Raw genomic sequence first — 24,870 nt, 5'->3', positions numbered from 1 at the left:
GCACGGCTTATGTAAGCCCAGTAACGAATAAGGGGTGGAACAATGTCCACCCCAATCAGCTGTTTTCTGAACTAGTTTAACAGTAAACGGCTCAATTTCATGAGCCTAACATAGGTTTTATTCTACCCTATATTACCTCTCTTCCAGTACCGACAAAATGTTTCCGGCGGGGTCCTTGAACCAGGCAATAGTAGGGCCGTATCCGCGAGAAATCCCTTTTTCATCTGTTTTGATTTCGCCCTCGTAGTGCTCAAACTGAACGCCGAGCGCTGTCAGTTCATCAACTGTTTTGTCAACATCTGCCACGGGGAAATTAAGAATGGTAAAAGTAGCAGGGGTGTGATTGGGCTTTGGATAGATCAGAATAGTAGTCCCCCCACTGATATGTAGCGATAGCAAACCCATCGCTTCCTCGGTTACCTTCAGCCCCAGAGTTTGTTGATAAAACGCTTTTGCCTTTTGCAGATCATCTACCGAAAACCCACTGAACGCTTTGGTGCTCTCAAACATAGTTTTGTTAGTTAAACGTTGATAGATAGCCGATTTCGCTCATTACGCCAGATAGATCAAGCGTCGGCAACTCACGTTTATCGGCTAACAAATCTAGCTGTTTCAATCTAACAACAGCGGGGGTAAACACGTCAATTGCCGGTCTAATTGCGACAAGTTTTCTGTGTTACGAACGCAAATTCAACCCCTTTATCGAACGCTTTTTTAGAGACCACTCTTACCAGATGAGTTCAATTTGGTATAGATCAAATTTGTTAACGAAATGCCCTTAGTCGATTTAATAGACAGTTTATTCAGCTCCTTATCCGAAAAAAAGATATCGGTCATCACCGTAAGGCCACTATCAGCAAATAATTCAACAGAGGCCACATCAGCCAGAAGGGTAAGTGATACTTTACTAGCTGACGACAAACGCGGAGCCGTATGACGCTTCCCAAACCCTTTTTCAAAGTCCGTTTTTCCGGAATGGCTGCGGTCGATATAATAAACATTGGCTCCCTTATCGTAGCCAATAGTCAGTTCATTACCCTGTTCATTAGCCAACACAATGGAAAAATCATTCGTGTTTTGCGTAGACAATTCCAGCTTGAATAAGCCCGTCTCATTTTGGGTTTTAGCCGTCAGGTCATACTGTCCTTTTACGGTCTGATTTTTCAACGCAAAACGTTGGCCACTAAGTGCATCCAGTTCGTTTACAGGTTTGGATGTCAGGAATAGCTCCTTATTGACTTCGTTCAGACCAAGTTCACGGGGCACTGTATTGGCACTGCGCCAGGAGGAAGTAGGCACTACGGTTGCGTACTGCCAGTTACTCATCCAGCCCATAAGAATGGTACGATCACCCGTATTAGCGAACGTGACGCCAGCATAATTATCGGCTCCGAAATCCATCCATTTCGTGTCTTTGGAGTAGGGTTTAAACGTTGAACCGTCGAAGTCGCCGACAAAATATTGCGTAGCTGAGCCACCATTGGGGCCGCCAGGGTTGATGCTAACCAGTAACACCCACGTTTTCTTGCCGTTGTGATCCAGCGGGAACAAGTCCGGGCATTCCCAAACGCCCCCGTGCGCGCCCAGATCATGACCAAACTCGCTTTCCTTCGTCCATGTTTTCAGATTTGGGGAGGAGTAAAACGTGACCCGATCTTTGGTGGCCAGCGTCATAACCCACTTTTTCTGAGGAGCAAACCAGCGCACCTTTGGGTCACGGAAATCGGTAATGCCGGGATTCGGCAACACCGGATTACCAGCGTATTTCGTCCAAGTTTTCCCCTCATCGAGGCTATAAGCCAGACTTTGGTACTGAAACCTATCTGACTTCTGCTTCTCTCCTTTAGGATCGTGGTGCGTAAATATGGCGACTAACGGTATTTGCCCATTCTTGCCAAAGCCGCTGGTGTTGTTCACATCCACAACGGCACTGCCCGAAAAAATATACCCTAAACTATCCGGATAGAGAGCAATGGGTTGCTCCTGCCAGTGAACCATATCTTTACTGGTAGCATGCCCCCAATGCATCGGGCCCCATACGGTGGCGTCAGGATAGTATTGAAAAAACAGGTGATAGGTACCCTTGTAATACACCATCCCGTTCGGATCGTTCATCCAATGCGCTTTAGGCGTAAAATGATACTGGGGACGATGGGGCTCGGCATTCGTGGTGGCACGCGTCTGTTGCCCAACCGAATCAAAACCAAGATGGAGCAACAAAATAACGCCAGCGAGCAGCTTATGCATAAAACAGGAAGTAAAGCATTAAACAGAAAGTGAGGTCTTTTTCAGGAAATCCTGAATGGTAGCTTCCGAAAACAAAGGAGTTGCCCCTCGCTGGGTTGCTACGTAGGCACCCGTGGCACAGGAAAACTCCAGCGTCTTTTGAGGACTTTCGCCCTGTAGCGTTTTGTAAAGGAAAGCAGCCAGAAAGGCATCCCCACTCCCAATGGTGTCCTCAACCTCGACCGGAAAACCGGCCTGCTGAATGAAATCTGCTTTGTCCAGAAGAGCCGCTCCTTTTTCGCCGAGGGTTACGCAAAGCGTTTCCAACTGGTAGCGCTCGCGTAATTGGTACATGGCCTTTTGAAGATCAGACTCTTGTCCATACCAATCCGACAATTCAATCAGTTCATGCTCGTTCAGTTTGGCAATATCGGCCTGATGCAACAATTCTTCTACCGTAGTTCGCTCGTAGTGGGGTGCCCGCAGGTTCACATCGAACACTTTACGCGGTGCCACTTCCAGCAAAGCCAATAATGTTTCGTGCGTTTGTGGACTACGGGCCGCCAGACTCCCGTAAACAAATACATCGCTTTTCCTGACCGCTTCGAGCAGCATGGGCTCCAGAAAAATATAATCCCAGGCTACAGGCTGTACAATTTTATAGGTCACCTCGTTGGTATCCGATAAGTTGGCTTTGGCAATCCCAGTCAGGTGAGTTTGGCCGATCTGGACCAGATCGAGCGGGAGCTGTTTTTCGGCTAAAAAATTCAGGAGTTCCTGCCCTAAATCGTCACTACCAACGCGACTGATAAGTTGTGCATTCAATCCGAAATTGCGGAGGTCGGCAGCCACATTCATAGGAGCACCGCCGGGTTGCCGACTGGTAGGTAGTACATCCCAAAGTATTTCGCCGAAACAGGTTATTGTTGATGTCATAATAAGGCTGGTTTAGTAAAGACAAAAATTAAGTTAGGCAATTGTTTACTCATGGCTGAGTCAACACCAGTCGGCAGGCGATTGATTTCCAGTCAAACTTAAGTCCTATACACGGCCAACAAACTTCGAGAATCGTTCAAATTCTTTTGCTTGTGCACAGACCCACAGTACGCTATCAATCAGGCAATTGCCTAATGGCGGTTTCATCCCACTTTCGATTTTGTTCTATAAAATTTCAATTATGTCTCAGTTGTTCAGTAAAGTTCCGGCGTTCTATTCCTGGTACCCGATAAAGGTCGTTACTTTTGCAAAAGCCCTGTTAGCAGTTACCCAGGTAAGTCTATACCGTGAACATGACCACACTCCGCCATCTTACTTCATACCTCGAATCCGTTGCACCCCTCGCCTACCAGGAATCTTACGATAATTCAGGCTTGATCGTAGGCGATCCATCTACCGAAATTACGGGCGTGCTGGTGACGCTGGATACTACCGAGGCCGTTGTGGACGAAGCCATTGCCAAAGGTTGTAATGTGATTGTAGCCCACCACCCGATCGTATTTAAAGGGCTAAAAAAACTGAACGGCAAAACCTATGTGGAGCGAACCATTATTAAAGCCATCAAGCATGACGTGGCCATTTATGCCGCGCATACCAACCTAGACAATGTAACAGGGGGCGTTAATTTTAAAATTGCAGAGAAACTTAAGTTACAGAACGTTCGTGTGCTGGCCCCTAAAACACAGGTGTTAACTAAACTGGTCACCTTTGTTCCGGTAGCCGATACCCAGCGCGTACTGGATGCACTCTATGCAGCAGGGGCCGGTCAACTGGGCGATTATAAGAACTGTAGTTTTCGGGTCGGGGGAACTGGCACATTTCAACCTGGTGAAGGCGCTCAACCGGCTATTGGTACCGTAGGTGAATACCACGAAGAAGCCGAAAATCGAATCGAAGTTATCCTGCCTACTTATTTACAAGGACAACTTCTGGCAGGGCTGCGACAGGCCCACCCCTACGAAGAAGTAGCCTATTACCTGACTCCCTTAGATAATCAAAACCAGGAAGTTGGCTCAGGAGCGGTGGGGGAACTGGCCGAACCAATGGATAGTTCCTTGTGGCTTTCGTACCTAAAAGAACAAATGCAATTAAACCTGATCCGGTACACACCCCTGCCTGATCACCCGATCAAACGCGTGGCGGTATGCGGGGGTGTTGGCAGCTTTTTGTTACCCGATGCCCTCCGTGCCGGAGCGGATGTATTTGTCACCGCCGACTATAAATACCATGAGTTTTTTGATGCCGACGGGCGCATTAGCATTTGCGATATTGGACACTATGAAAGCGAGGTCTTTACGAAAGAATTGATTTGCGGGCATTTGGCAAAAAAATTCACTACTTTTGCGGTAATTTTATCTGAAACGGACACGAATCCCGTTCGATATTTTTAATGAATAATGTATAGTGAATAATGTAAACCCTGAATTCATTAACTTTCAGATAGTTAGCATAAATCTCATTATACATTAAACATTATTCATTATACATTAAAACACAAATCTCCGAATGGAACTGACGATTGCGCAAAAATTAGACGCTCTCCTGAAACTACAATCTCTTGATTCTCAACTGGATGAACTAATCAAAATTCGCGGTGGATTGCCTGAAGAGGTCCGTGATCTGGAAGATGACATCGCTGGCTTCGAAACCCGGATTGGTAAGTTTCAGAGCGAAATCAAGACATTAGAAGAAGAAATTGAGCGCAATCGCGTTGCTAAAAAAGATGCCGAAAAGCTGATCACCAAGTATAAAGATCAGCAAATGAACGTTCGGAACAACCGCGAGTTCGACGCTATCTCCAAAGAAATTGAGCTTCAATCGCTTGAAATCGAATTGGTTGAAAAGCGGGCAAACGAAGCACAGTTCCGTGTTCGGGGCAAAGAAGAAGAAATCAAAACGACTCAGGCTGCCCTGAACGAACGGAAAGAAGACCTGAAAGCAAAAAAACAGGAACTCGATCAGATCACCTCAGAAAGCCAGGAAGAAGAGAAAGAGATCATTAAGCAACGCGATCATCAGGCGACGACCATTGAGCCACGTCTCCTGAATTCATACAACAAAATTCGCGGTAACGCCCTCAATGGTCTGGCCGTTGTGATGGTAAAACGCGGTGCCTGCGGTGGCTGTTTCAACGTGGTGCCTCCCCAACGTCAGGCAGACATTAAAGACAAGAAGAAAATTATCGTCTGCGAACATTGCGGCCGTATCTTCGCCGATGTTGAAGGCGTCCCTGAGCCTGCTCCAACGGGCCGTGGTCGGTAGATTCACGATGTCATTTCATGAAAAGGTCGTCAATTGGCGACCTTTTTTGCTTTTCTCTAGTTTTTAGGGCTCGAACCACCCGGTACGATGCGTTATTTATTCATTTTTCTGCTGTCAATCAGTACCGCCAGTGCCCAGAACTTTACATGGACACCCGGTATGCAACGTGCCTATGCCGAGCTGCAAAAACTAAAAGTCAAATCGGCCCAACAAACGCTGGCAAATGAGCCAACACAAAATGGTGTCCGTATTTTCCTGGACGATTATATCGATATGCTTATCCTGGCTACCTCCGATGATGACCAGGCTTTTTCTACCCTAAGCGATCGCGAAGACGAGCGTCTGGATGCCCTAAAGGACTTAGACGATACTTCGCCCTGGCAGCGGGTGTTGTTGGCCGAAGTGCGTTTACACTGGGCCTTTGTAAAACTTAAATTTGGTAAAGAACTGAGTGCCAGCTGGGATGTTATTCGGGCGTATAAGCTGCTTAAGGAAAACCAAAAGCGTTTCCCGAATTTCCTGCCAACTTACAAATCGCTGGGTACGCTGCATGTGATGATTGGCTCCGTACCCGATAATTACGTTTGGGTGGCTAACCTACTGGGCTTACACGGTAATGTTAAACAAGGACAGCAGGAATTACTGCGGGCGCAACAGGACCCCACTTTCCGGCTCGAAGCCCGACTCATAGACCTCATGGTACGGGCTTATGTGCTAAAACTTACGGATGCCGATGGGCAGACCTTGAACCGATTAGTGAATGATAACGAGGACAACCTTCTTCTTCACTTTTTCGGGGCTACGATCGAACAGAAAAGCGGACATAGTGAGCAGGCGCTGGCTTATCTGACGAAACGGCCTACAGGACCGGCCTATCAACCTCTGCCCGTTATTGACAATATTCTGGGCGACATCTATATTCAAAAAAGTGATTATGCAACGGCAACGGCTCATTTTAAGCAGTTCCTCGCAGCCTACAAAGGCCAGAACTTCCTCAAGGATACCTATTACAAACTATTCCTCTGCCAATGGTTAGCCAGCGACAAAACCGATGCACAAACCCGCCCGCTTCTCCAAAAAGTCCTGACCGTCGGCCGTACTACGGTCGAGTCTGACAAAGCGGCCCAGAAGTTTGCCGAAGCCTATCTCAAAAAGGGAACATCGCCCAATCAAAAAATTCTGATGCGGGCACGGCTGGCTTCGGATGGTGGCTTTACCGATAGTGCGCTGGCTTACCTTCACCCGTTCAACGACGCCAGATTTCCAATAACGACTGAAAAAGCCGAGTACAATTACCGGATGGGGCGTATCTATCAACGCCGAAACGAACCCGATACAGCTATCCCCTACCTTACTCGTGCCCTGAAGCTCAGCGAACCCGATCAATTATCCTTCGGGGCAACAGCGGCTTTGCAATTGGGTTATATCTATCAACAAAAAAACGACCGAGCGCACGCCCGATCGTTTTTCCAGAAAGCCCTTAGTTTCAAGCACCACGAGTATAAAAACAGCGTGGATAATAAAGCGAGAGCGGGGTTAAGTAGTTTGTAGAAACGCAATACATACGCCATATCTCTGAAGATATGGCGTATGTATTGCGTTTCTACAAACTACTTAACTTTCAATAATCAAATCACTAATCGACCTTGATTCATAGGCATTTTGATGAAAATATTGATAAGCTTCATTCCCGCCAAACCAGTCAAGTACCTGACGTTTCATTAATCGAGTTGGCGTAGGATTCATCATTTTCAGATATGAACTATACGGGTAATCTGTGAAATCTGTACAAATGCCATGAGTTTGTGGATTTTGATGAATATAGGCAATTAACGTAGTCAGGTATTCATCTGAATCAACCTGTTTGCGTTTAAAATTCTTCTGAAATAAGCTACCGGTGCCTTCTTGCTGAACTTTAACCGATTTGGCATAAGACACAAAAAAACGCCGAAATTGCTCACTAATAATGCGCTCTGGCGATGTGATCAGCTCTGTACCATGCTGGAGCGTTTGGTCTGTCTTAGGTAAATCTGTAAAATTTCTAATCCGCACTAACAAGTGAAAATGGTTCGGCAACAGGCAAAACGTATACGTCTCCAAATAAGCACTAAGGTATAAATCGTATTTCTGTAGAAAGTATAGATAATTACGATGTTGAAAAAAGAGATTATCCCCGTTGTTGCCACGGTTATAAATATGATAAAAACAGTCTTCCAGTAAGGGCGGATAATATTCCTGACGATGAGATGACACAGCAGCATATTTTGTCTGCAAACTATAAAAAATAGAGACATAAGACAAAAACATACGCCATATCTTCAGAGATATGGCGTATGTTTTTGTCTTATGTCTCTATTTTTTATAAGCAACTACTCCAATGCCGCTACACCCGGCAGCACTTTGCCTTCCATATATTCCAGTAAGGCACCTCCACCCGTAGACACATAGCTAACACGGTCTCCGTAACCAGCCTGATTAACGGCAGCCGCAGAGTCGCCACCACCAATGAGTGAGAACGCTCCGTTTTCTTCAGTTGCCTTCACGACAGCCTCAGCAATAGCATTGGTGCCTTTCGCAAAGTTCTCAAACTCAAATACGCCCATTGGACCATTCCAGAGAACCGTTTTTGACTTTGACACAACATCCTTGAATAACTCAATCGTTTTAGGACCAATGTCCAGCCCCTGCCAGCCATCCGGAATCTGACCCGTATCTACCACCTGCCGGTTGGCATCGTTCGAGAACGAATCAGCGCAGAGGTTATCAAGTGGCATATAAATTTTCACGCCTTTCTCTTCCGCCTTTTTTAACAACTCAAGTGCTAGTTCCTGCTTATCAGCTTCGAGTAGCGAGTTCCCGATCTGGCCACCCTTGGCTTTTGTGAAGGTGTACGTCATACCACCACCAATAATGAGGTTGTCGACGTTGTCGAGCAACTTCTCGATAATCAGGATCTTATCCGAAATTTTAGCCCCACCCATGATTGCCGTAAATGGACGCTCGGCATTGCCCAGCACTTTTTTGGCGTTCTCCAATTCGGCTTCCATGACGTAACCAGCTACGCGATCAGTAAAAAACTGACCCATTACCGCGGTACTGGCGTGGGCACGGTGCGCTGTGCCGAAGGCATCATTGACCCAAACATCGCCCAGGCTGGCGAGTTTTTTAGCGAACTCTACATCGCCCTTTTCTTCTTCTTTATAAAAACGAAGGTTTTCGAGCAGCAGGATTTCTCCAGGTTGCAGACTGGCCGCCAGCTCAGTAGCCGATTGCCCAATGCAATCGTCGGCAAATTTTACTTCCCGGCCAAACGCTTCTTTCAACGCAGGCAGCAAATGTTTGAGCGAATATTTCTCTTCAGGACCACCTTTTGGCCGACCCAGGTGCGACATCAGAATGGCCGAGCCACCATCGTTCACAATTTTCAGAACAGTTGGAATGGTGGCTTTAATACGAGTGTCGTCGGTGATATTGTACGCCTTATCGAGGGGCACGTTGAAATCTACCCGAACGAGGGCTTTCTTACCAGCAAAATTGTAGGAATCTACGGTTTTCATGCGACTGCGTATGGTCGTTGGTTTTCGATGCCAAACTTAGCGGTTTTTCGGCAGACGCGAGTGGGAAGTTTATGATTACGCCTACGCTTTGGCAATCCGTAATGCAGTAAAGCGTGCGATTTGGTCAAAGTCGATATCGTTATGCAGAACAGGAATATCGTAGAATATGGCGTAATGAGTAATCAAACAATCGTTGGGTTTACGAATCGTTACCCCTTTTTTGCGAAGAGTTCGGTATAACGTTGCCGCTTCAATAGCGGCTTTAACAGGGTCAATCTGTAACATGCGACAGGCTAACAGGTCAATTTTTATTCGTTCAAAATGATTATCAGCATGTACTCCCTGTAATACTTCCTGCAGTATCGTAGGTGTAATACACAGCCTCTCCTTCGCAAGCAGGAGTTCGGCTAATAAATCTGTCTGAGCACTCTGAACATCCCTAAAAAAATCTATCCAAACGGATGTATCAATAATCATTTATCCCAATCAGTTGGTGTGTTATCGGTTCGCATCTGGTCTAAATCACCATCCCATTGAACTTTCCCACGTAAAGACAATAAATCTTTACGGCGCATCATGTTGATATACTCCTGCAAAGCCAATTCTACGATCGCTTTTTTTGTTTTTATGTGACTAATTTCCATAGCTACTTGAAGCAGCTCATCATTGATGTCAATATTTGTTCTCATCTCTTTCTGAGTCTATACACAAATATATCATTTTCTATACACATCAATACTTCCCTTCACTTCCGGCCCCGCCAAAGTCGCCATCACCAAATCGAAGATCGCCTTTGGGCGCAGGGTGTATCGAACCCGTTGCCTGAACGACAGCCACTGTAGCTGCATTCAAAAAGAATTCGTTCGGTGAATCGTCGTCGGGCGCATCTGTAAAACCATGCTTTAGTTGGCGAAGGAATCGGATACTGAGTACGGCAATACCAATTAGGAGTAACCCACCTATCGTCAAAGCTACATTAAGGGGCACCAGAGCCTTGTACTCATGTACGGTCATCACGGCAGCAATCAATCCAAGCATTCCCAATATAATTAACATCCTATTTTTCTTGGCTAGCCCCTGCCACAAGTATACGGCCGGAATGCCAAACGTCAGGAACCAGAACAGCCAGGGTAGTCCGATTTCGGGAGCATCCATATGCCGGGAACTGATAAAGCTGGTTTTAAGCAAGAGTCCGTTCAGTTCACGCACCACAAAATAGTTACTACTAGCCGCTAACACAATCAGGGAAACCCACTGGACGAGGTTCAGTGGATCAGTATAATACACCTGCTTTGGATTTCTTTTGACAAGCTGAGTAACCACTACATACAAAAGAAGTGAAACACCCATCATCACAAACGGCAACGCATCTTTCCCCCAGTCATACTTGATAAGACCATCAAATACAGCGGTGTAGAATGTGGCAAGGGTAAAAAACGCAATAAGCGTGTCGCCATAATACCAGAGAATGAGCAGCAGTAACGGCAAAGTCAGAAAACAGTGTTCAGCAAGCGAAAGGCCATCGGGTAGAAATTGATTGTAGCCAAATGCCAAAAAACCAGCCATTGTTACCACAAAAGCATTATCGACCCCGTTCCGGTACAACAGACGCCGATTAATGAGTAACCACCCAACCACCCCAACTGCAACGCCAAATATGATGTTAAATACGCCATAGGTCGTCGACGACTCTGAGAATATAGAGAACATACTCGCAGGAAGCAGGTAACAGGCCAGAATGGCAACCGTTGTGAAGAGAAATAAGCCGATTTCTAGGAAGCCGTTCGTCTGTCGAAACTCTACCGGATAAGCTTTCCGCACAAGGGTCATCTGCTCATCGGATAGTAACTTTTGCTGATGCCATCGCTCGGCCTGCTCCAGAATGTTACGATTATAAATCCACTGTTCGTTATACGCTTTCATTCGTGCGGATTCGTTTGGTGAACTGGTTCATCAGATAATAGACGACCGCAATGCCTGTCAGGATAAAATACCAGAAATAGGGATCGTCGCTACTGAAATCCATGTAATGAAAAAACAGATAGGTAACTCCGATGTACCCATAGACCACACCCATCAGCAAAAACAAGAAGGAATTATCTCGTTTCGCATATCGGTCGAGGACGAAACAGGCTATCGCCAATCCCAGTCCAAACCACAACCGGCTATCTTCGAAGTTAAATAACCCACCCAACAACGCCACCATCAGCAAGTTTCCGGCCATGGCCAGGTACGTATAGGTAAAATGAGGTTTAATGCGTTTTCGATCAAGCAACATGGCCGCGCCAATCAGAACAAGCGCCAGAATAATGGCCGAAAAGACGGTATCCTGATCAAAAAAATTGGTTTTAAAATACAGTTCAAGCGGCCGTACTGTTACACCCACCCACGAAATCAGGGCTGTTAACGCCATACCCAGTATACCTCGGTGATCGAACCGATAGGCAAGCGGTAAAAACAGCAAAGCAGGCAGTAGGGTTACGAGCCCATACCGGGTGCCAAACACGTTGTACGCATACTGAGCATATCCTTCGAGCGTAAGGAATAACAGACAGGCTAGAATCAGCGCATAATCACCGAACGTGGAACGGCTTTTGGTTTCAGCGGGTGTCCAGTCGGGCCGATAACGCCAGGCGAAGAAAAAACACCCAACGCATGCCAGCGCGATAGCTGCCAGCAAGGCCCCATGTCCAATCTGATCAAAGTTGTCATAAACCAGTAACCCTAGTCCTGAGCTTAACAGAAGTATACCGATGTATAGCATCGATCGAAGTTCCCAATGAAGCGAAAACGGTCTTTTCTGCTCTATAACGGCAATTTCCGTCTGCTGCTTAGGCGGCAAAATACCTTGTTTATTGAGTTCATTCAGAACATCCGTTGGGGACATAACTAATTATTTTTTTGTTACTTATACAGCATGGTTGGACGACAGAAAATTATTCTCACCCCTCGGTACTACCTTGACAATTTCCGCTACGTGCTGGATTTTGTTAAACGGTTGTACAGCAATTTATTGAACGATGCCGAATGGGATTTTTTGAATCGGTTCGACACCTTAAGCCTCGACGCTCAGTGTCTGTATGTCCGGTTCAGCAATCGCAAAGGACTCTTTTTTCGCGTCAACAAACTACAATATGCCGAAATAACTGACTTACCGGCAGCCGTTGGTGAGCTGCTTCAGGCTGGATTTGTAGAGCGTCTTTCGCCCCAGCAGGCTAGTATGGGCGAAGTGGCTTTGAGCGTTTTCACCAAACCCGAACTACTCGATCTGTTGCCATTGGAGCCGGAAGAGATCAGGGCATTGGCCAAAGAGAAGAAAGAACACGTTGTGCGTTATGCCTTAAACGAACTTGATTTCGGCGAGATTGTTACGAGCCTTACTACCCACGAGACCGTCATTAAGATGAATTTTGAGGTCGAGGGCATGATGGTAAAGTACCTGTTTTTTGGCAATCGGGGCAGTAGCATGACCGAATTCGTGATTCGCGATCTGGGTATGGTCAACTTTGAGCGCTACGACGAAAGCAAGCTTACGGCCCGTTTCCGAACCAGAAAAGAGGTGGAAGATAAGCTCTTGATTTCGCTGACGAACGAAGAATTTTATGAACTCAAAGAAGCCGATACCCCCGCTGATGACATTTATAACTGGTTTTTGAACTGGAATGAAACCCGCCCTGAATTAACCGAAATAGCCATTCCAGGGTATCAGAAACTGGTTTGTCGGGTTGGAGCTTATCTGGAACGACAGAAACTACCTGAGCAGGCCTTATCTGTCTATGAACTCTCCGACCGTGTACCCGCCCGCGAACGGCGTGTTCGATTGTTGTTCCGCAATGGCGCAATTGACGAAGCCCTTGCTCTTTGCGACGAAATTGCAGTCAATCCGTTAAACGCCGAAGAGCGGTATTTCGCGAATGACTTCCGCGAGAAAATTCTGGGTCTGGGTGAGAAAAAACGTACCCGAAAAGCCACTACACGCTTTCTGTCGGATGCCGACAGTGTCCATATTCCAGCAGCCTATCGCCACCATGTAGAAGCGGGTGTGATGAATTATTACTTAGAGCAGGATTTCGATGCAGCGTTCACAGAAAACTACCCCTGGCGTGGCCTGTTCGGGCTGGCTTTCTGGGATATTATTTACGATGCCAACGTATCGGCCATCCACCACCCGCTCCAACGCGCCCCATCTGATTTTTACCTGCCCGACTTTTACATAAAGCGTGAAGACTTACTAAAAAAGCGACTTGCTGAACTCGACACAAAAGACGACTGGCGACGGCATATGGGTCGAATGTTCAATGCAAAATACGGCATTACCAACGTACTCGTCGACTGGTCGGATGAGTTGCTCACGCTGGTTCAGCGTATGGTCGAGCTGTTGTCTGTTGATCAGCTCCGGCTGATTTTGCTCGAAATGGCCCGCAACGTCCGAGAGCATACGCGCGGTTTCCCGGATTTGCTTATCTGGAATGAGCAGGGCGATTATGATTTTGTTGAAGTCAAATCCCCCACCGATCACCTCGGGCCGCAGCAACTGCACTGGCTGGAATTTTTTCAGACCATTGGCGTGAGGGGGAAAGTGGTACGAGTGATTTGGGAGGCTTAGTTTGCCAAAAAAGTCGCATTCCACCCGTAACAATGTCGTTTTTGCACAGTATTCAGTACAACGAGTGGGTGTAGATTTGTATCAGTAACTCACGCATCCACTAGCTTAGACAATGGCAACTACGGCAAAAAACAGCCCAGCGGAAAACATCGATGACTACATAGCAGGCTTTCCAGAGAACATTCAACAGATGCTGGAAGCTATACGGGCCACTATCAAAAAGGCTGCGCCAGATGCTGAGGAAACCATAAAATACGCAATACCAACGTTTACCTTAAACGGTAATTTAGTGAGTTTTGCCGCCTGGAGAAACCACATTGGCTTATACCCTGTACCCAGAGAAACGGAAGAATTTAAAGAAGAACTTTCAGCTTATGCCGGTGCGAAAAGTACAATAAATTTCCCACTGAACACCCCACTTCCTCTTGACTTGATTGATAAAATCGTAAAGTTCAGAGTAGATAAAACTCTGGAGAAAGCCAAAATCAAACCCGTCCCATCCGCAAAAAAATAGGGAAGCAAACCTCGCGCTCGCCGTCGCCCCAAAGCGGCTTTAACTCTTCCCCTAGCCATTTAACGGGGTCTTCCTCATTTTCATGGATGTACTGCCGCACCGCCGACCAGGTACGCAGGTAATTTAAAAAGCGCTCCAAAGACCACGTTCGCCGGGCAGTGAATGTTGCCCGTTGCACATCGGCGAATGGGAATGGTAAGGTGGCGTAGGCATCGTCTATGTATTTCCGTTGTGGATCCCAGTAGGGGCCAATTCGGTTTCGGTAAAAATTCAGCATGATTGAGTCCAGATCGGGACCAAGCTGCACCAAACCATAACCCCATTCGGCCAGTACAGCACCCGGTTTGGCTACCCGTCTGACTTCCTCATGAAAGGCATTGACATCAAACCAATGTAGAGCCTGAGCTACCGTAATCAAATCGAAGGTATAATTAGCAAAAGGGGTTTGCTCGGCGGGGCTAAGCTGGTAATTGATATTCGATTTTTTAATAGCGAGAATGAGCTGGGTTTCGCTGATATCCGTGGCTTCAACCTGTTCGAATAGAGCTGCCAATGCCCCCGCCACCTGCCCGTTACCCGTAGCGCAATCCCAGGCAGTTTGCCGGTTTGCAACCAATGGAAGTACAAAGTCATACAGCTCAGATGGATAATCTATTCGATACTGAGCATAGAGATCGGCGTGGCCGGAGAAGCGGTCGAGCGGCTGCATATTTTTTGTTTTGGCAAATATTAAACGTTTTTGTAGAACAACTGTCTAATGTTTAGTTTACTAGGAAAAACCGTAGCTAAAATTGGGTTATCGCATTAAACCGTATATTTTTGCGAAGCTGACCTTTACCCGGTTATCAACTAGTTCGTCCTTTTATCGTTTACCCGATTCTCATGAAAAAAACGTTTGGCATTCTCATCGCTTCGGCTGCGCTTGCCGTAGCCTCCTTCGACGCTAACGCTCAGGCACCAGCCGATATTCCGGCAGATATGAATGCCCTGATGAGCAAATACACCTGTATTGCCTGCCACCGCCCAAACCAGCGCCTAGTTGGTCCGGCCTATGTAGATGTAGCCAAGAAAAATTACTCGAACGAAGAAATCGTAAAGCTGATTTATACGCCTGTTCCTTCGCACTGGCCTGGTTATCCGCCAATGGCTCCAATGACGCAAGTACCAAAGGAAGATGCCATGAAATTAGCCGTCTGGATCAATTCGTTGGATGGTGATACAAAAACTAGCACCAAGAAAAGCACGAAGACCACAACTAAGAAAACGAAGAAGTCAGCGTAAGCTACGTTCAGATGGCAAAAACCCTTTGATTCTCAAAGGGAAGGCATAAATGCTTAAGGAAAAAACACCGGGCTACGTCCGGTGTTTTTTCCTTAAGTCACCTAAAGTTATTTATTTGCTTATATTTGCTGTATGACACCTGATAAGAGACTTAATCAAATTGAGCCGGTATTAGCTGACTTTGTACAGAAAGTTGATCGCCTGATTGAGGGTAACGGCCAAATCATCAATGAGGTATCCAAGATATCTGGTATTGAACAGCAAGTAGCCAAAATACCCGGCATCGAACAGCAGGTATCTAAAATACCAGGCATCGAACAGCAAGTAGCCAAAATTTCCGGCATTGAACAGCAAGTAGCCAAAATACCAGGTATAGAGCAACAGGTGGCTAAAATATCTGGAATTGAGCAACAGGTGGCTAAAATATCTGGAATTGAGCAACAGGTGGCTAAAATACCGGGCATAGAACGTAGTGTTGCAATTACAGCAAAAGGATTAGCAGAATTAACGGTCACTGTTAATCATTTTGTGGTCAACATCAATCAACGGTTCGATCAGTTTCAACAGGAAATAAGTGACGTTAAGTCAGGCCAAGAGCTTATCCTACAAATTCTCCGGGAGAAGCTACCTTAACCTAGGCAGAATCAACTCGATCAGCATTGATCAAGATGCACAATCATAAAAAAGTCCCAGCCTGATAGCTTCAGGCTGGGACTTTTTTATGAGAAGAACAGTTAGCTTTGTTCAGAAGTCAATCAAGAATCTGACCAGGAAATTTCTACTTCACTTACAATGCAGCCAGATCAGCTAGTAAAGCAAATCGCGTTTATCAAAGAGATCGATAAGCTTAAATACATTCAACGAAAGACGAAACTATTTAACAGTGACCGAAACGAAAATGATGCGGAACACAGCTGGCATTTAGCCATGATGACGATCGTTCTCGCGCAACATTCGAATACGCCCATTGATGTGCTGAAAGTGTTGAAGATGGTCTTGATCCACGATATTGTCGAGATTGATGCCGGTGATACATTTATCTACGATACCCAAAAAAGTCATGATAACACCGATGAAGAACGATTAGCTGCGGAACGGATCTTTGGCTTGTTGCCCACTGAACAGGCCACCGAATTTATTGCCATCTGGGAGGAGTTTGAAGAAAGTAAAACGGACGAAGCAAAGTTTGCCCGATCAATGGATCGATTAGAACCCTTGCTTCAAAACGTATCAAACAATGGGGGCACCTGGCAGGAATTCAGTGTAGACTATGCCAAGGTTTATGAAAAGAAGAAAGCTATCCAGAATGGGTCTGCTACCATTTGGCAGTATGCCGAGCAATTGCTAAACGATAGCGTTGACCGTGGAATTCTAAAAAAATAGGGGCTTAAAGCCCCCATATGGAAAATAAATAGATTCAGTTCTAACCAGGCCTTTATTCAACAGGCTCAATTTGCATACTGCGCTGGCGTACAGCTTCATATAGCACCACGCCCGTTGCTACCGATACGTTCAGTGAACCTACCGCTCCTAGTAGTGGAATTTTAACGTGGGTGTCTACCATACGAAGCAGTTCAGGCGAAATACCGTCTTCTTCCGATCCCATAATAATAGCAAGTGGACCAGTCAGATTGGTTGTTCGCTCGTACAAATCACGGCTTGATTTTTCGGTACAGGCCACCACTGTAATGCCTGAATCCTGCAAGTATTTTACGGTTTCGGTGAGTTCAGGCTCCCGGCAAACCGAAATGTGGTTCAAGGCACCCGATGAAGTTTTCATAGCATCGGAGTTGATAGCAGCCGAGCCCCGACCCGGAATAACTATGCACTGAATTCCCGTACATTCGGCGGTGCGGGCAATAGCGCCGAAATTCCGAACATCAGTAATGCGGTCAAGTAAAAGAAAAAACGGCTGTTCGCCCCGTTCAAATACATCCGCAATCACATTGGACAGCTTAACGTATTGAACCTGAGCAATCAGACAAACAACTCCCTGGTGATTTTTCCGGGTAAATCGATCAAGCCGTTCTGCCGGTACCCGCTGAATGGTGACGCGTTTCTGAAAAGCCAGATTTTGAATATCATGATTACTTAACTCCTTGTCCATGTAGAGTTTATCAATCTGCTGATCAGACTTGAGCGTCTCGATAACGGATTGAATACCAAACACCATTTCGTCGGGCTCAGGACGAAACTGGGGACGGGAATTGTTCGTTCGATTATGATTGGGGCGATTTACTCGCGGATTGCGCCGGTTCTCCATGCTTCGACAATCGGATACCAAATTGGCTGATACTCAATGTAGCGCACCAGTTCATAATGGTCTTCGACAAATTGATTCGGTTTCTTCGTGAATGTAAAATTAACCTCCGAGACATTAGCCCGGCGATTATAAACCCACACTTCGCGCTCCCGGTTCCGTTGCACACGGTCGGGAGCTCCCAGCACGATGTAAATCATGCCTTTATCGGTTTTCCAGCCTTCTTTATAGGTTGTAAATAACCGGTTCGCTTCTTCAACCCGATCGAAGTAAGCTTTCAGTGTTTTTCTGGCAACGTCTTCATTACCCGACATCATGCTTAGCCAGTAACGATCAAACGCCTTTTTGGTATCCTGCGCCTGATTCAGTTCCCCAATTTCGCTGCTGGTACTCATATACAACACAGGCTTAATGAGTTTCTCAGGGCGGGTCAGCTTCGGAAATCGTTTGTCCGCAACGACTAACCCGATACCCGATGCATCGGTTGTATCTTCCACAAAATAGTACAGGCCTTCGCGCGGGAGTACGAACGGCTGATTTGTTGTGATACTCAACGAAGAATCCACTGACAGGGATTTAGAAGCCGGCCGGGGCGATGTATTCATTGGCGACGAAGCCGCGTCAAAATCATGCCGATAGCGAACACCATACAGAGTTTTGCTGGTGCCGCTCACATCGCGAAGGATAACCGTATCGCCCACATTCACGTAATTTCGCAGTTGCGGCTGATTGCTGTTCTTATTAAACAACGTAAACCGATCACTCAATTTAGGCGCGTTGAACCGTAACGATAGATCATTACGCGCTTTGGTCCCGCTGTTTGTTTCGGTAATTTCAGTCAGCAAAACAGCACTGGTAGCTCCTTTGGGCCGCTTTATATCAAATGTCAGTGTCAAGTGATCTCCATCCCGTCCTACATTTTGGGTAGTTAAAGGCACCGTTCCGTAGCCCAGCCGTTCCCTATTGTTATAATCGGGATACATGACGTAGGCAATCAGGAAATGTTCGACAAAATCGGCGGGGTTCATAATGGCTTCGCCCGCTGGTGTTTTTGCCGTTAAGTCCATATACACCCGTACGTTGGATGTATCAATCGCCAGAAACTTTCCTTTGATGGACGTAACCACCCATTCGCCCCCTTTTGTCGACATAGCAGGGCCTGTACCAATAGCCGCCCCATCAGCCGCTTTGACGGGTGCCGGTGCCTGAGTTGTAGCCGGACGCGCATCGCTTTGCGTGGCTATGCTTGTTCGCTGGCCATCGTCTGTACGAGTAGCGGGTGGCCGGTTGGCCTGATTGCGCTGAGCTTCAGTACGGGCGTCGTAGGCCGCATTGATTTTAGCCTGCTGCGTCTTTTTGTTGCTTGAGCAGGCCGATAGAATGGTAAGTAAGAGTAAAGCAGACAGAATGCGCATAAAAACGGTGCATTTCAGACCGATGAGTTGGATTACTTTCGCAATTTTGACAACCGCAACAGCGGCTCCGTTCATCAGTCTGGTTTTAACGATAATTCGTTCGTTGAACTAGTTTATTAATAACGAAAAAACAGGCCGGTTCGACTTATGAATCCGCTTCATTTTTCTTTGCTTACACAAAAGAGTAATTTTACAGATTGAATTGCAACAAAGACGTTAACTATATGCAACGGCTAACGTCCCGAACGAACTATGTATAAAACCACAGAAATTACTTCAGCCGAAATTGCATCCGATAATCCGGTTCATCAGCGCCTGCTGTTTCCCTATGTCGAAGCAGCTGCGATGGTGAGCGGTAATGTACTCGAAATTGGCTGCGGCTGGGGCCGGGGGCTGGAATTATTGACTAAAGCCGCCACCCATTATACCGGTATCGATAAGAACGAAGAGTTAATTAAGGCGCTTCAGGCCGAATATCCAACCTCAACGTTTATTTCTGCCAATATACCTCCTTTGCGTACGCTTGCTGACAATACGTTCGATTACATTGTAACGTTTCAGGTGATCGAGCATATCGAAAACGACGATTTATTCATTAAAGAAGCGCATCGGGTTTTAAAACCAGGTGGTAAACTGCTGTTGACAACGGTGAATAAAACCTTTTCGCTCACCCGCAACCCCTGGCACGTTCGGGAATACTATGCTGATGGACTGAAGTCATTGATGGCAAACTACTTCCCCAAAGTTGAAACGAAGGGAATTCACGGCAACGACAAGGTGATGACGTACTACGAGCAGAATAAAGAATCTGTTAAAAAACTAACGCGCTTCGATATTTTCAACCTGCAATACCGACTCCCCCGACGACTCCTGCAAGTACCCTACGATCTGATGAATCGCCTGAACCGCAACCGGCTGCTGCAAGCCGACGGGCTGGCTGCCCAAATCAAGTATACGGATTACCTTGTCAGCAAAGACCCCGCCGGAAGTCTTGATTTCTTTTACGTAGCAACGAAGTAAACGGCCGTTCATCTGTATTTGTAACTCAACAAGTAGTGGATTTGATTCCGTAACAGTAATGACTTTAGAATCGACAATCACCTGCCCACAGTGCGGCCATCAGAGACTGGAAACCATGCCGATGAACGCCTGCCAGTTTTTCTATGAGTGCAGAGGTTGTCAGACATTATTAAGGCCCTTATCGGGCGATTGCTGTGTTTTTTGCTCGTATGGGTCGGCCAAATGTCCACCTGTACAGCAACAACAGCAATGTTGCTCTCAATAAGCCAGATTTAACAAACTACCAGCCCGGAAGAAAGAACAAACTTAGCTCAAGGGGTTAGCTTATACTCATGAAAGTACTCTTCATTGTCTGCCTAAACCTGCTTCTGGCCAGCCAGAGCTACGCTCAGGTGTATGTGGATGGGGTTGCTATTGATACAACGAATACGCCTTTCTGTCAATTAATCTGCACAAATGCCAATGGTTTTTCCAAAGCCCGCATTCTCATTGACCACGGTCAGCATTTTGTGGATAGTGGCCTTTCCCGTCAGAAAATAGCAGATGCCGATAAACGTGTTATTACCTTCAATTCCAGCATCGATGCACTGAACTTTATGGTGCGGCACGGCTGGGAGCTCGTTACGTTCAAACTGAAAGGCGATACATTTATTTACCTGTTGCAGCGAAAGAAGATTTGATAGTTTCACTAGCGTGAACCAAGACGTTCGCGCCATCACCCATTAGTCCTACGTCTTCCGCTTCTTCTTCCGAGCCGAAGGAAACAATACGTTATTCAAAATGAGCCGGTAGCCGGGCGAGTGTGGGTGCAGGTTCAGATCGGTGGGATTGCGGAAGCCGCCACCACCACGCAGGCCCTCTGGATCATGGCCACCATAAAATGTCCACTGGCCCCGGCCCACTTCGCCGTAGAGGTAGCGATCAGAGGATTTACTTTCTCCCATCACCAATGAACTTGGCTTGACGGCCCCTTTGCGGAAAGCCGTCGTTTGCCCGAAAAACTCCTTGATAATCGACTCGTGATTCTGCGTCAGCATGGCCGGAATGACGTCCCATTTGGCCGAAAAGTTGAACAGCTCAAAGAAACCCTGTGGCTGGTCGAAGCCGCGTCCTCCAGCCGAATTGATGTCCGAAAATGTCGAAAAACCCCGGTAGCCGTTATCCGATTCGAGGGTAAAGTTTCCGAAGGCAAACGTTTTGGTAAAATCAAGTTTTTCCTGTGCATCGGGGTCCATGCCATCGCCATCGTAGCTACTGCCTACAATATCGACGCCATCGGCGGCCAGCGCAATATCCAGCGTTTCGGCAGCGGAACACATAGCGAACAGGTAACCTCCACCCGCGCAAAATGCCTTGATCGCTTTCGCCACCGCTAATTTCATCTGCGATACTTTACTATAGCCATACTTACGGGCAATGTCTTCCTGGGCTTTGATATCGGCCAGCGACTGGCGGTGCATATTCCGGCCATATTGGCCCGTAAAATCCTCGTGGTGCAGGTGCAACCAGTCGAACTTGGCCAGATCACCTTTTAGGATTTCTTCGTCATAGACCACCTCATACGGAATCTCAGCGTAGGTAAGTACGAGCAATACCGCATCGGTATTCTCAAATTCGGCCGGGCTCACCTTAATGGGCGAATACACAATGATTTTGGCCGCTTTTTGGAGTGTCACTACATTCATGTTCAGGTCGGGATCGGCCAGTTGCTGACGAATGGAAGCCGCCTGTGCATCGGAAATAGCATCGAAGGATACGCCCCGAACCCGGCATTCGGTTTCAACGGCAGCGGTATGTTTCATCATAAAACTGCCCCCCCGGTAGTTCAGCAGCCAGTCAACATCCTGATCGTCTTTTAGAACTTTGTAGGCAATTCCATACGCTTTCAGGTGATTTGTCTGCCGATCATCCATCGGAATCAGTACATAATTGGCCCAGGCAGAGGTAGCCCGACCCGTAATTGCCAGTAATAGCAGCAGAAAAGATAGGTGCTGTTTCATAGAGTACCTTATTTTTGACCCAACGATTAAGTGTCATTCCATTGTCGCTGGTTGTCATTAATAGCCATTGATTGCTAAATGACGCAAGGGGCTACACTGGTAATGACAACGACTGACTCTCAATGACCATTAATGACTATTAAATGACCTTTCTATGATTCATTACGGTAGTACGCTACTCTTTATTCTGTTAATCGCTATGTCGGGGAACGGTCAGTCTTTACCAACCAATCCTCCAGTTGTTGAAACGGGCGTTTCTCAAACACTGGCCAAAGCACGCAAACAGCAAATTAGTCAGTTGGCCTATGCATTAAAGTTCGACATTCCAGCCCAGAAAAACCAACTAATTCCAGCCAGTGAAACGATAACCTTCAATTGGGCTAAAACGAGTGCTCCTCTTCAGATCGACTTTAAAGAAGAACGCACTCATATCCAGAAAGTTTCAGTGAATGGAGTCGATATTTCTATTGTATTTGAGAGCGAACATGTGCTAATTTCTACTGCTTTTCTGAAGCCAGGCGCGAACCGGATTTTCATCCAATTTACGGCAGGCAATCTGTCGCTAAATCGGAACGATGATTACCTCTACACACTGCTCGTTCCTGACCGTGCCCGAACGGTTTTTCCCTGCTTCGACCAGCCCGATCTGAAAGCTACCTTTCAACTCTCACTTACGGTTCCTGGCCATTGGCAGGCTATGACCAATGCTGCCGTCAAGGACTCTTCCGTTGCGGGTGATCGTAAAACGGTCAACTTCCAGACCTCTAACCTCATTCCTACGTATCTGTTCTCGTTTATTGCGGGCAGATTTACCCCAGTAACCCGTACGTTGACTGGTCGGCCGATGACGCTGCTGCACCGCGAAACCGACTCAACGAAGATTCGTTTGAGCCTGGAGACACTCTTTAAACTCCACGCTGATGCTTTGACCTTTCTGGAAGCGTACACGCAGATTCCCTACCCATTCCAAAAATTCGATTTCGCGGCTATTCCCGACTTTCAGTATGGAGGCATGGAGCACGTAGGCGCCATTGATTATCGGGCTTCGGCTTTATTTCTAGACAATGGGGCCACCCGCGATCAGCGACTGGCCCGCGCCAGCGTAATCTCCCACGAAACAGCCCATATGTGGTTCGGTGATTTAGTGACGATGCGCTGGTTCAATGATGTCTGGCTAAAAGAGGTTTTCGCCAATTTCATGGCCGACAAAATCACGGAAGTCTCCTCCGCCGATGCTAACTACGATCTTCAGTTTGTAGTCGATCACTTCCCGGCCGCTTATGCAGTTGACCGTACGGAAGGCGCTAACCCTATTGGCCAGCCCCTTGCTAATTTGCAGGAAGCCGGATCAATGTATGGGGGCATCATTTACCACAAAGCGCCCATCATGATGCGGCAACTGGAGCGACTTATGGGTAAAACGGCTCTGCGCGATGGGCTTCGGGACTATCTGAAAAAGTACGCATTCAGTAACGCAACCTGGGCCGATCTGATCGCCATTCTGGACGCTCGAACCCCAACCGATCTGGCAGCCTGGAACCACGTTTGGGTTAGCGAGACTGGCCGACCCAAGTTCAGTTATCAGTTGGATGGTCGCGGAGGAACGATCAAACAATTCGTTATTTCGCAGCAGGGCGAAGATGGTTCCCAGCGATTGTGGCCCCAGGGGTTTGAACTAGAGCTGGTCTACAGTGATCACATCGATCAATTGACAGTAACGATGGATCGGCCACAGGTTACCTTGACGCAAGCGATTGGCAAACCTACCCCACAGTATATCATCTTTAATTCCTCTGGGCAGGGCTACGGTGTATTTCCGATCGACTCTGTGTCGGTTCTGCAACTGGAGCGGATCAAAAATCCGGTAGCACGGGCGTCCATTTATATCAATCTGTATGAAAATATGCTGGCAGGTCAAGGCATTACCCCCGCCCAATTGGCCACGGGCTACCGAAGTTTGCTAGGAAAAGAATCGGAAGAACTAAACTTACGGCTGTTGACGAGTCAATTAGCCGATCTGGTCTGGAATTTCACTCGGCCCGAAAACCGTCCGCCACTGGCGGCTTCTGTAGAGAAAGAGGCCTGGCACGCGATGGAACAGGAAACGGCTTCTGGTAAAAAGAAATTGCTTTTTAGACTCTATCAGAACATTGCCGGTAGTGCCGAAGCAAAAGATCGGTTATATGCGATCTGGAACGAGCAAAAAGCGCCCGCAGGCGTAACCCTTACCGAAGACGATTACACATCACTCGCCCTGGCTCTGGCCGTACGCGATTACCCTGTGGATGGCATTCTGGAAAAACAACTGGCCCGCATCAAAAACCCGGATCGCAAAAAGCGCCTGCAATTCATGATGCCTGCCTTATCGAGCAACGTAACCAATCGCGACCAGTTTTTTGCGTCACTAACCAATGAAGCCAATCGGGAACGGGAAGCCTGGGTCGTTGATGCGTTGGGCTATCTACACCACCCATTACGAACAGAAACCTCAGCGAAGTATCTGCGTACGAGTTTAGAACTGTTGGAAGAAATTCAGAAAACGGGCGATATTTTTTTCCCTGAACGATGGGTAGGCTCTACCTTCTCCGCGTATCAAACCCCCGAAGTTGCCAAACTGGTACGCACGTTCTTAACTGACCATCCAGGGTACAATGCCCGCTTACGAGCCAAACTCCTGCAAGCCGCCGACCGGACGTTCCGGGCGAGCCGATTGCTGTATAAATGATTATAATG

25 protein-coding genes are annotated in these 24,870 nt (G+C 47.0%); 12 read left to right on the top strand and 13 right to left on the bottom strand.

Features of this window, described 5'->3' with window-relative positions; all coding sequences use genetic code 11:
- Positions 1–132 precede the first annotated feature (132 nt).
- The 3 genes from ACYVGO_RS35845 to ACYVGO_RS35835 all read right to left on the bottom strand — a co-directional run bounded on the left by ACYVGO_RS35845 (position 133) and on the right by ACYVGO_RS35835 (position 3,162).
- Entirely contained in the window at positions 133–510 is a 378-nt protein-coding gene (locus ACYVGO_RS35845) for a VOC family protein (protein ID WP_460973481.1), read from the bottom strand.
- A gap of 204 nt (positions 511–714) precedes the next feature.
- On the bottom strand, positions 715–2,247 hold the full coding sequence (locus ACYVGO_RS35840) for a glycoside hydrolase family 32 protein (protein WP_460973480.1): 1,533 nt from the start codon (positions 2,245–2,247) through the stop codon (positions 715–717).
- A gap of 18 nt (positions 2,248–2,265) precedes the next feature.
- On the bottom strand, positions 2,266–3,162 hold the full coding sequence (locus ACYVGO_RS35835; RefSeq protein ID WP_460973479.1) for a carbohydrate kinase family protein: 897 nt from the start codon (positions 3,160–3,162) through the stop codon (positions 2,266–2,268).
- 353 nt (positions 3,163–3,515) lie between these two features.
- Here ACYVGO_RS35835 and ACYVGO_RS35830 point away from each other — a divergent pair, with 353 nt between their 5' ends.
- The 3 genes from ACYVGO_RS35830 to ACYVGO_RS35820 all read left to right on the top strand — a co-directional run bounded on the left by ACYVGO_RS35830 (position 3,516) and on the right by ACYVGO_RS35820 (position 7,035).
- Entirely contained in the window at positions 3,516–4,613 is a 1,098-nt protein-coding gene (locus ACYVGO_RS35830; protein WP_460973478.1) for a Nif3-like dinuclear metal center hexameric protein, read from the top strand.
- 115 nt (positions 4,614–4,728) lie between these two features.
- Complete coding sequence (locus ACYVGO_RS35825; protein ID WP_111349440.1) at positions 4,729–5,484, top strand: zinc ribbon domain-containing protein; 756 nt, start codon at positions 4,729–4,731, stop codon at positions 5,482–5,484.
- 87 nt (positions 5,485–5,571) lie between these two features.
- Positions 5,572–7,035, top strand: coding sequence for a tetratricopeptide repeat protein (locus ACYVGO_RS35820; protein WP_460973477.1), 1,464 nt, complete (start codon positions 5,572–5,574; stop codon positions 7,033–7,035).
- Positions 7,036–7,098: 63 nt separating this feature from the next.
- On the opposite strand, the gene ACYVGO_RS35815 is transcribed toward ACYVGO_RS35820, so the two are convergent.
- The 6 genes from ACYVGO_RS35815 to ACYVGO_RS35790 form a co-directional block, all read right to left on the bottom strand.
- Positions 7,099–7,791 (bottom strand): transposase, encoded by a 693-nt coding sequence (locus ACYVGO_RS35815; protein WP_460973476.1) that lies wholly within the window; start codon positions 7,789–7,791, stop codon positions 7,099–7,101.
- A gap of 62 nt (positions 7,792–7,853) precedes the next feature.
- Positions 7,854–9,041 (bottom strand): phosphoglycerate kinase, encoded by a 1,188-nt coding sequence (locus tag ACYVGO_RS35810; RefSeq protein WP_460973475.1) that lies wholly within the window; start codon positions 9,039–9,041, stop codon positions 7,854–7,856.
- An 81-nt stretch (positions 9,042–9,122) separates the two neighbouring features.
- Positions 9,123–9,518: a type II toxin-antitoxin system VapC family toxin gene (gene vapC, locus ACYVGO_RS35805; protein ID WP_460973474.1), complete on the bottom strand. Its 396-nt coding sequence runs from the start codon at positions 9,516–9,518 to the stop codon at positions 9,123–9,125.
- Positions 9,515–9,730 (bottom strand): type II toxin-antitoxin system VapB family antitoxin, encoded by a 216-nt coding sequence (locus tag ACYVGO_RS35800; protein ID WP_460973473.1) that lies wholly within the window; start codon positions 9,728–9,730, stop codon positions 9,515–9,517. The genes vapC and ACYVGO_RS35800 overlap by 4 nt, the downstream gene beginning before the upstream one ends.
- A 43-nt stretch (positions 9,731–9,773) precedes the next feature.
- On the bottom strand, positions 9,774–10,964 hold the full coding sequence (locus tag ACYVGO_RS35795; protein WP_460973472.1) for a hypothetical protein: 1,191 nt from the start codon (positions 10,962–10,964) through the stop codon (positions 9,774–9,776).
- Positions 10,951–11,928, bottom strand: a complete 978-nt coding sequence (locus ACYVGO_RS35790; protein ID WP_460973471.1) for a DUF2157 domain-containing protein — start codon at positions 11,926–11,928, stop codon at positions 10,951–10,953. Before ACYVGO_RS35790 ends, ACYVGO_RS35795 begins: the two co-directional genes overlap by 14 nt.
- A gap of 30 nt (positions 11,929–11,958) precedes the next feature.
- On the opposite strand from ACYVGO_RS35790, the gene ACYVGO_RS35785 reads away from it, so the two are divergent.
- Positions 11,959–13,647 (top strand): VRR-NUC domain-containing protein, encoded by a 1,689-nt coding sequence (locus ACYVGO_RS35785; RefSeq protein WP_142774360.1) that lies wholly within the window; start codon positions 11,959–11,961, stop codon positions 13,645–13,647.
- A 112-nt stretch (positions 13,648–13,759) separates the two neighbouring features.
- Positions 13,760–14,161, top strand: a complete 402-nt coding sequence (locus ACYVGO_RS35780) for an iron chaperone (protein ID WP_142774361.1) — start codon at positions 13,760–13,762, stop codon at positions 14,159–14,161.
- On the opposite strand, the gene ACYVGO_RS35775 is transcribed toward ACYVGO_RS35780, so the two are convergent.
- Positions 14,133–14,870, bottom strand: coding sequence for a class I SAM-dependent methyltransferase (locus ACYVGO_RS35775; protein ID WP_460973470.1), 738 nt, complete (start codon positions 14,868–14,870; stop codon positions 14,133–14,135). The genes ACYVGO_RS35780 and ACYVGO_RS35775 overlap by 29 nt on opposite strands.
- A 173-nt stretch (positions 14,871–15,043) precedes the next feature.
- Here ACYVGO_RS35775 and ACYVGO_RS35770 point away from each other — a divergent pair, with 173 nt between their 5' ends.
- The 3 genes from ACYVGO_RS35770 (at position 15,044) to ACYVGO_RS35760 (ending at position 16,825) form a co-directional block, all read left to right on the top strand.
- Positions 15,044–15,442 (top strand): c-type cytochrome, encoded by a 399-nt coding sequence (locus ACYVGO_RS35770; RefSeq protein WP_142774363.1) that lies wholly within the window; start codon positions 15,044–15,046, stop codon positions 15,440–15,442.
- 132 nt (positions 15,443–15,574) lie between these two features.
- A complete protein-coding gene (locus ACYVGO_RS35765) occupies positions 15,575–16,075 on the top strand; it encodes a hypothetical protein (RefSeq protein ID WP_460973469.1) in 501 nt (166 codons plus the stop codon).
- Positions 16,076–16,234: 159 nt separating this feature from the next.
- Positions 16,235–16,825 carry an HD domain-containing protein gene (locus ACYVGO_RS35760; RefSeq protein WP_460973468.1) on the top strand — a complete coding sequence of 197 codons (591 nt, stop codon included), beginning with the start codon at positions 16,235–16,237 and terminating at the stop codon, positions 16,823–16,825.
- A 52-nt stretch (positions 16,826–16,877) separates the two neighbouring features.
- On the opposite strand, the gene rlmB is transcribed toward ACYVGO_RS35760, so the two are convergent.
- Entirely contained in the window at positions 16,878–17,705 is an 828-nt protein-coding gene (gene rlmB / locus ACYVGO_RS35755; protein ID WP_460973467.1) for a 23S rRNA (guanosine(2251)-2'-O)-methyltransferase RlmB, read from the bottom strand.
- Positions 17,678–19,117, bottom strand: a complete 1,440-nt coding sequence (locus ACYVGO_RS35750; RefSeq protein ID WP_460973548.1) for a GWxTD domain-containing protein — start codon at positions 19,115–19,117, stop codon at positions 17,678–17,680. The genes rlmB and ACYVGO_RS35750 overlap by 28 nt, the downstream gene beginning before the upstream one ends.
- Before the next feature lie 252 nt (positions 19,118–19,369).
- Between ACYVGO_RS35750 and ACYVGO_RS35745 the strand changes: the two genes are divergently transcribed.
- The 3 genes from ACYVGO_RS35745 to ACYVGO_RS35735 all read left to right on the top strand — a co-directional run bounded on the left by ACYVGO_RS35745 (position 19,370) and on the right by ACYVGO_RS35735 (position 20,817).
- The gene (locus tag ACYVGO_RS35745) at positions 19,370–20,137 is read left to right on the top strand and encodes a class I SAM-dependent methyltransferase (protein WP_142774367.1); all 768 of its coding nucleotides are present in this window, start codon (positions 19,370–19,372) and stop codon (positions 20,135–20,137) included.
- A gap of 58 nt (positions 20,138–20,195) precedes the next feature.
- Positions 20,196–20,402 carry a GDCCVxC domain-containing (seleno)protein gene (locus ACYVGO_RS35740; RefSeq protein WP_460973465.1) on the top strand — a complete coding sequence of 69 codons (207 nt, stop codon included), beginning with the start codon at positions 20,196–20,198 and terminating at the stop codon, positions 20,400–20,402.
- Positions 20,403–20,469: 67 nt separating this feature from the next.
- A complete protein-coding gene (locus ACYVGO_RS35735) occupies positions 20,470–20,817 on the top strand; it encodes a hypothetical protein (RefSeq protein WP_460973464.1) in 348 nt (115 codons plus the stop codon).
- 48 nt (positions 20,818–20,865) lie between these two features.
- On the opposite strand, the gene ACYVGO_RS35730 is transcribed toward ACYVGO_RS35735, so the two are convergent.
- A complete protein-coding gene (locus ACYVGO_RS35730; RefSeq protein WP_142774371.1) occupies positions 20,866–22,137 on the bottom strand; it encodes an asparagine synthetase B in 1,272 nt (423 codons plus the stop codon).
- A 154-nt stretch (positions 22,138–22,291) separates the two neighbouring features.
- Between ACYVGO_RS35730 and ACYVGO_RS35725 the strand changes: the two genes are divergently transcribed.
- Positions 22,292–24,862 carry a M1 family metallopeptidase gene (locus ACYVGO_RS35725; RefSeq protein ID WP_460973463.1) on the top strand — a complete coding sequence of 857 codons (2,571 nt, stop codon included), beginning with the start codon at positions 22,292–22,294 and terminating at the stop codon, positions 24,860–24,862.
- The last annotated feature ends 8 nt before the right edge of the window (positions 24,863–24,870 follow it).

Source organism: Spirosoma migulaei (assembly GCF_054776855.1).
The sequence above is the reverse complement of the archived record's forward strand: the minus strand, read 5'-3'. Positions and strand labels throughout refer to the sequence as shown.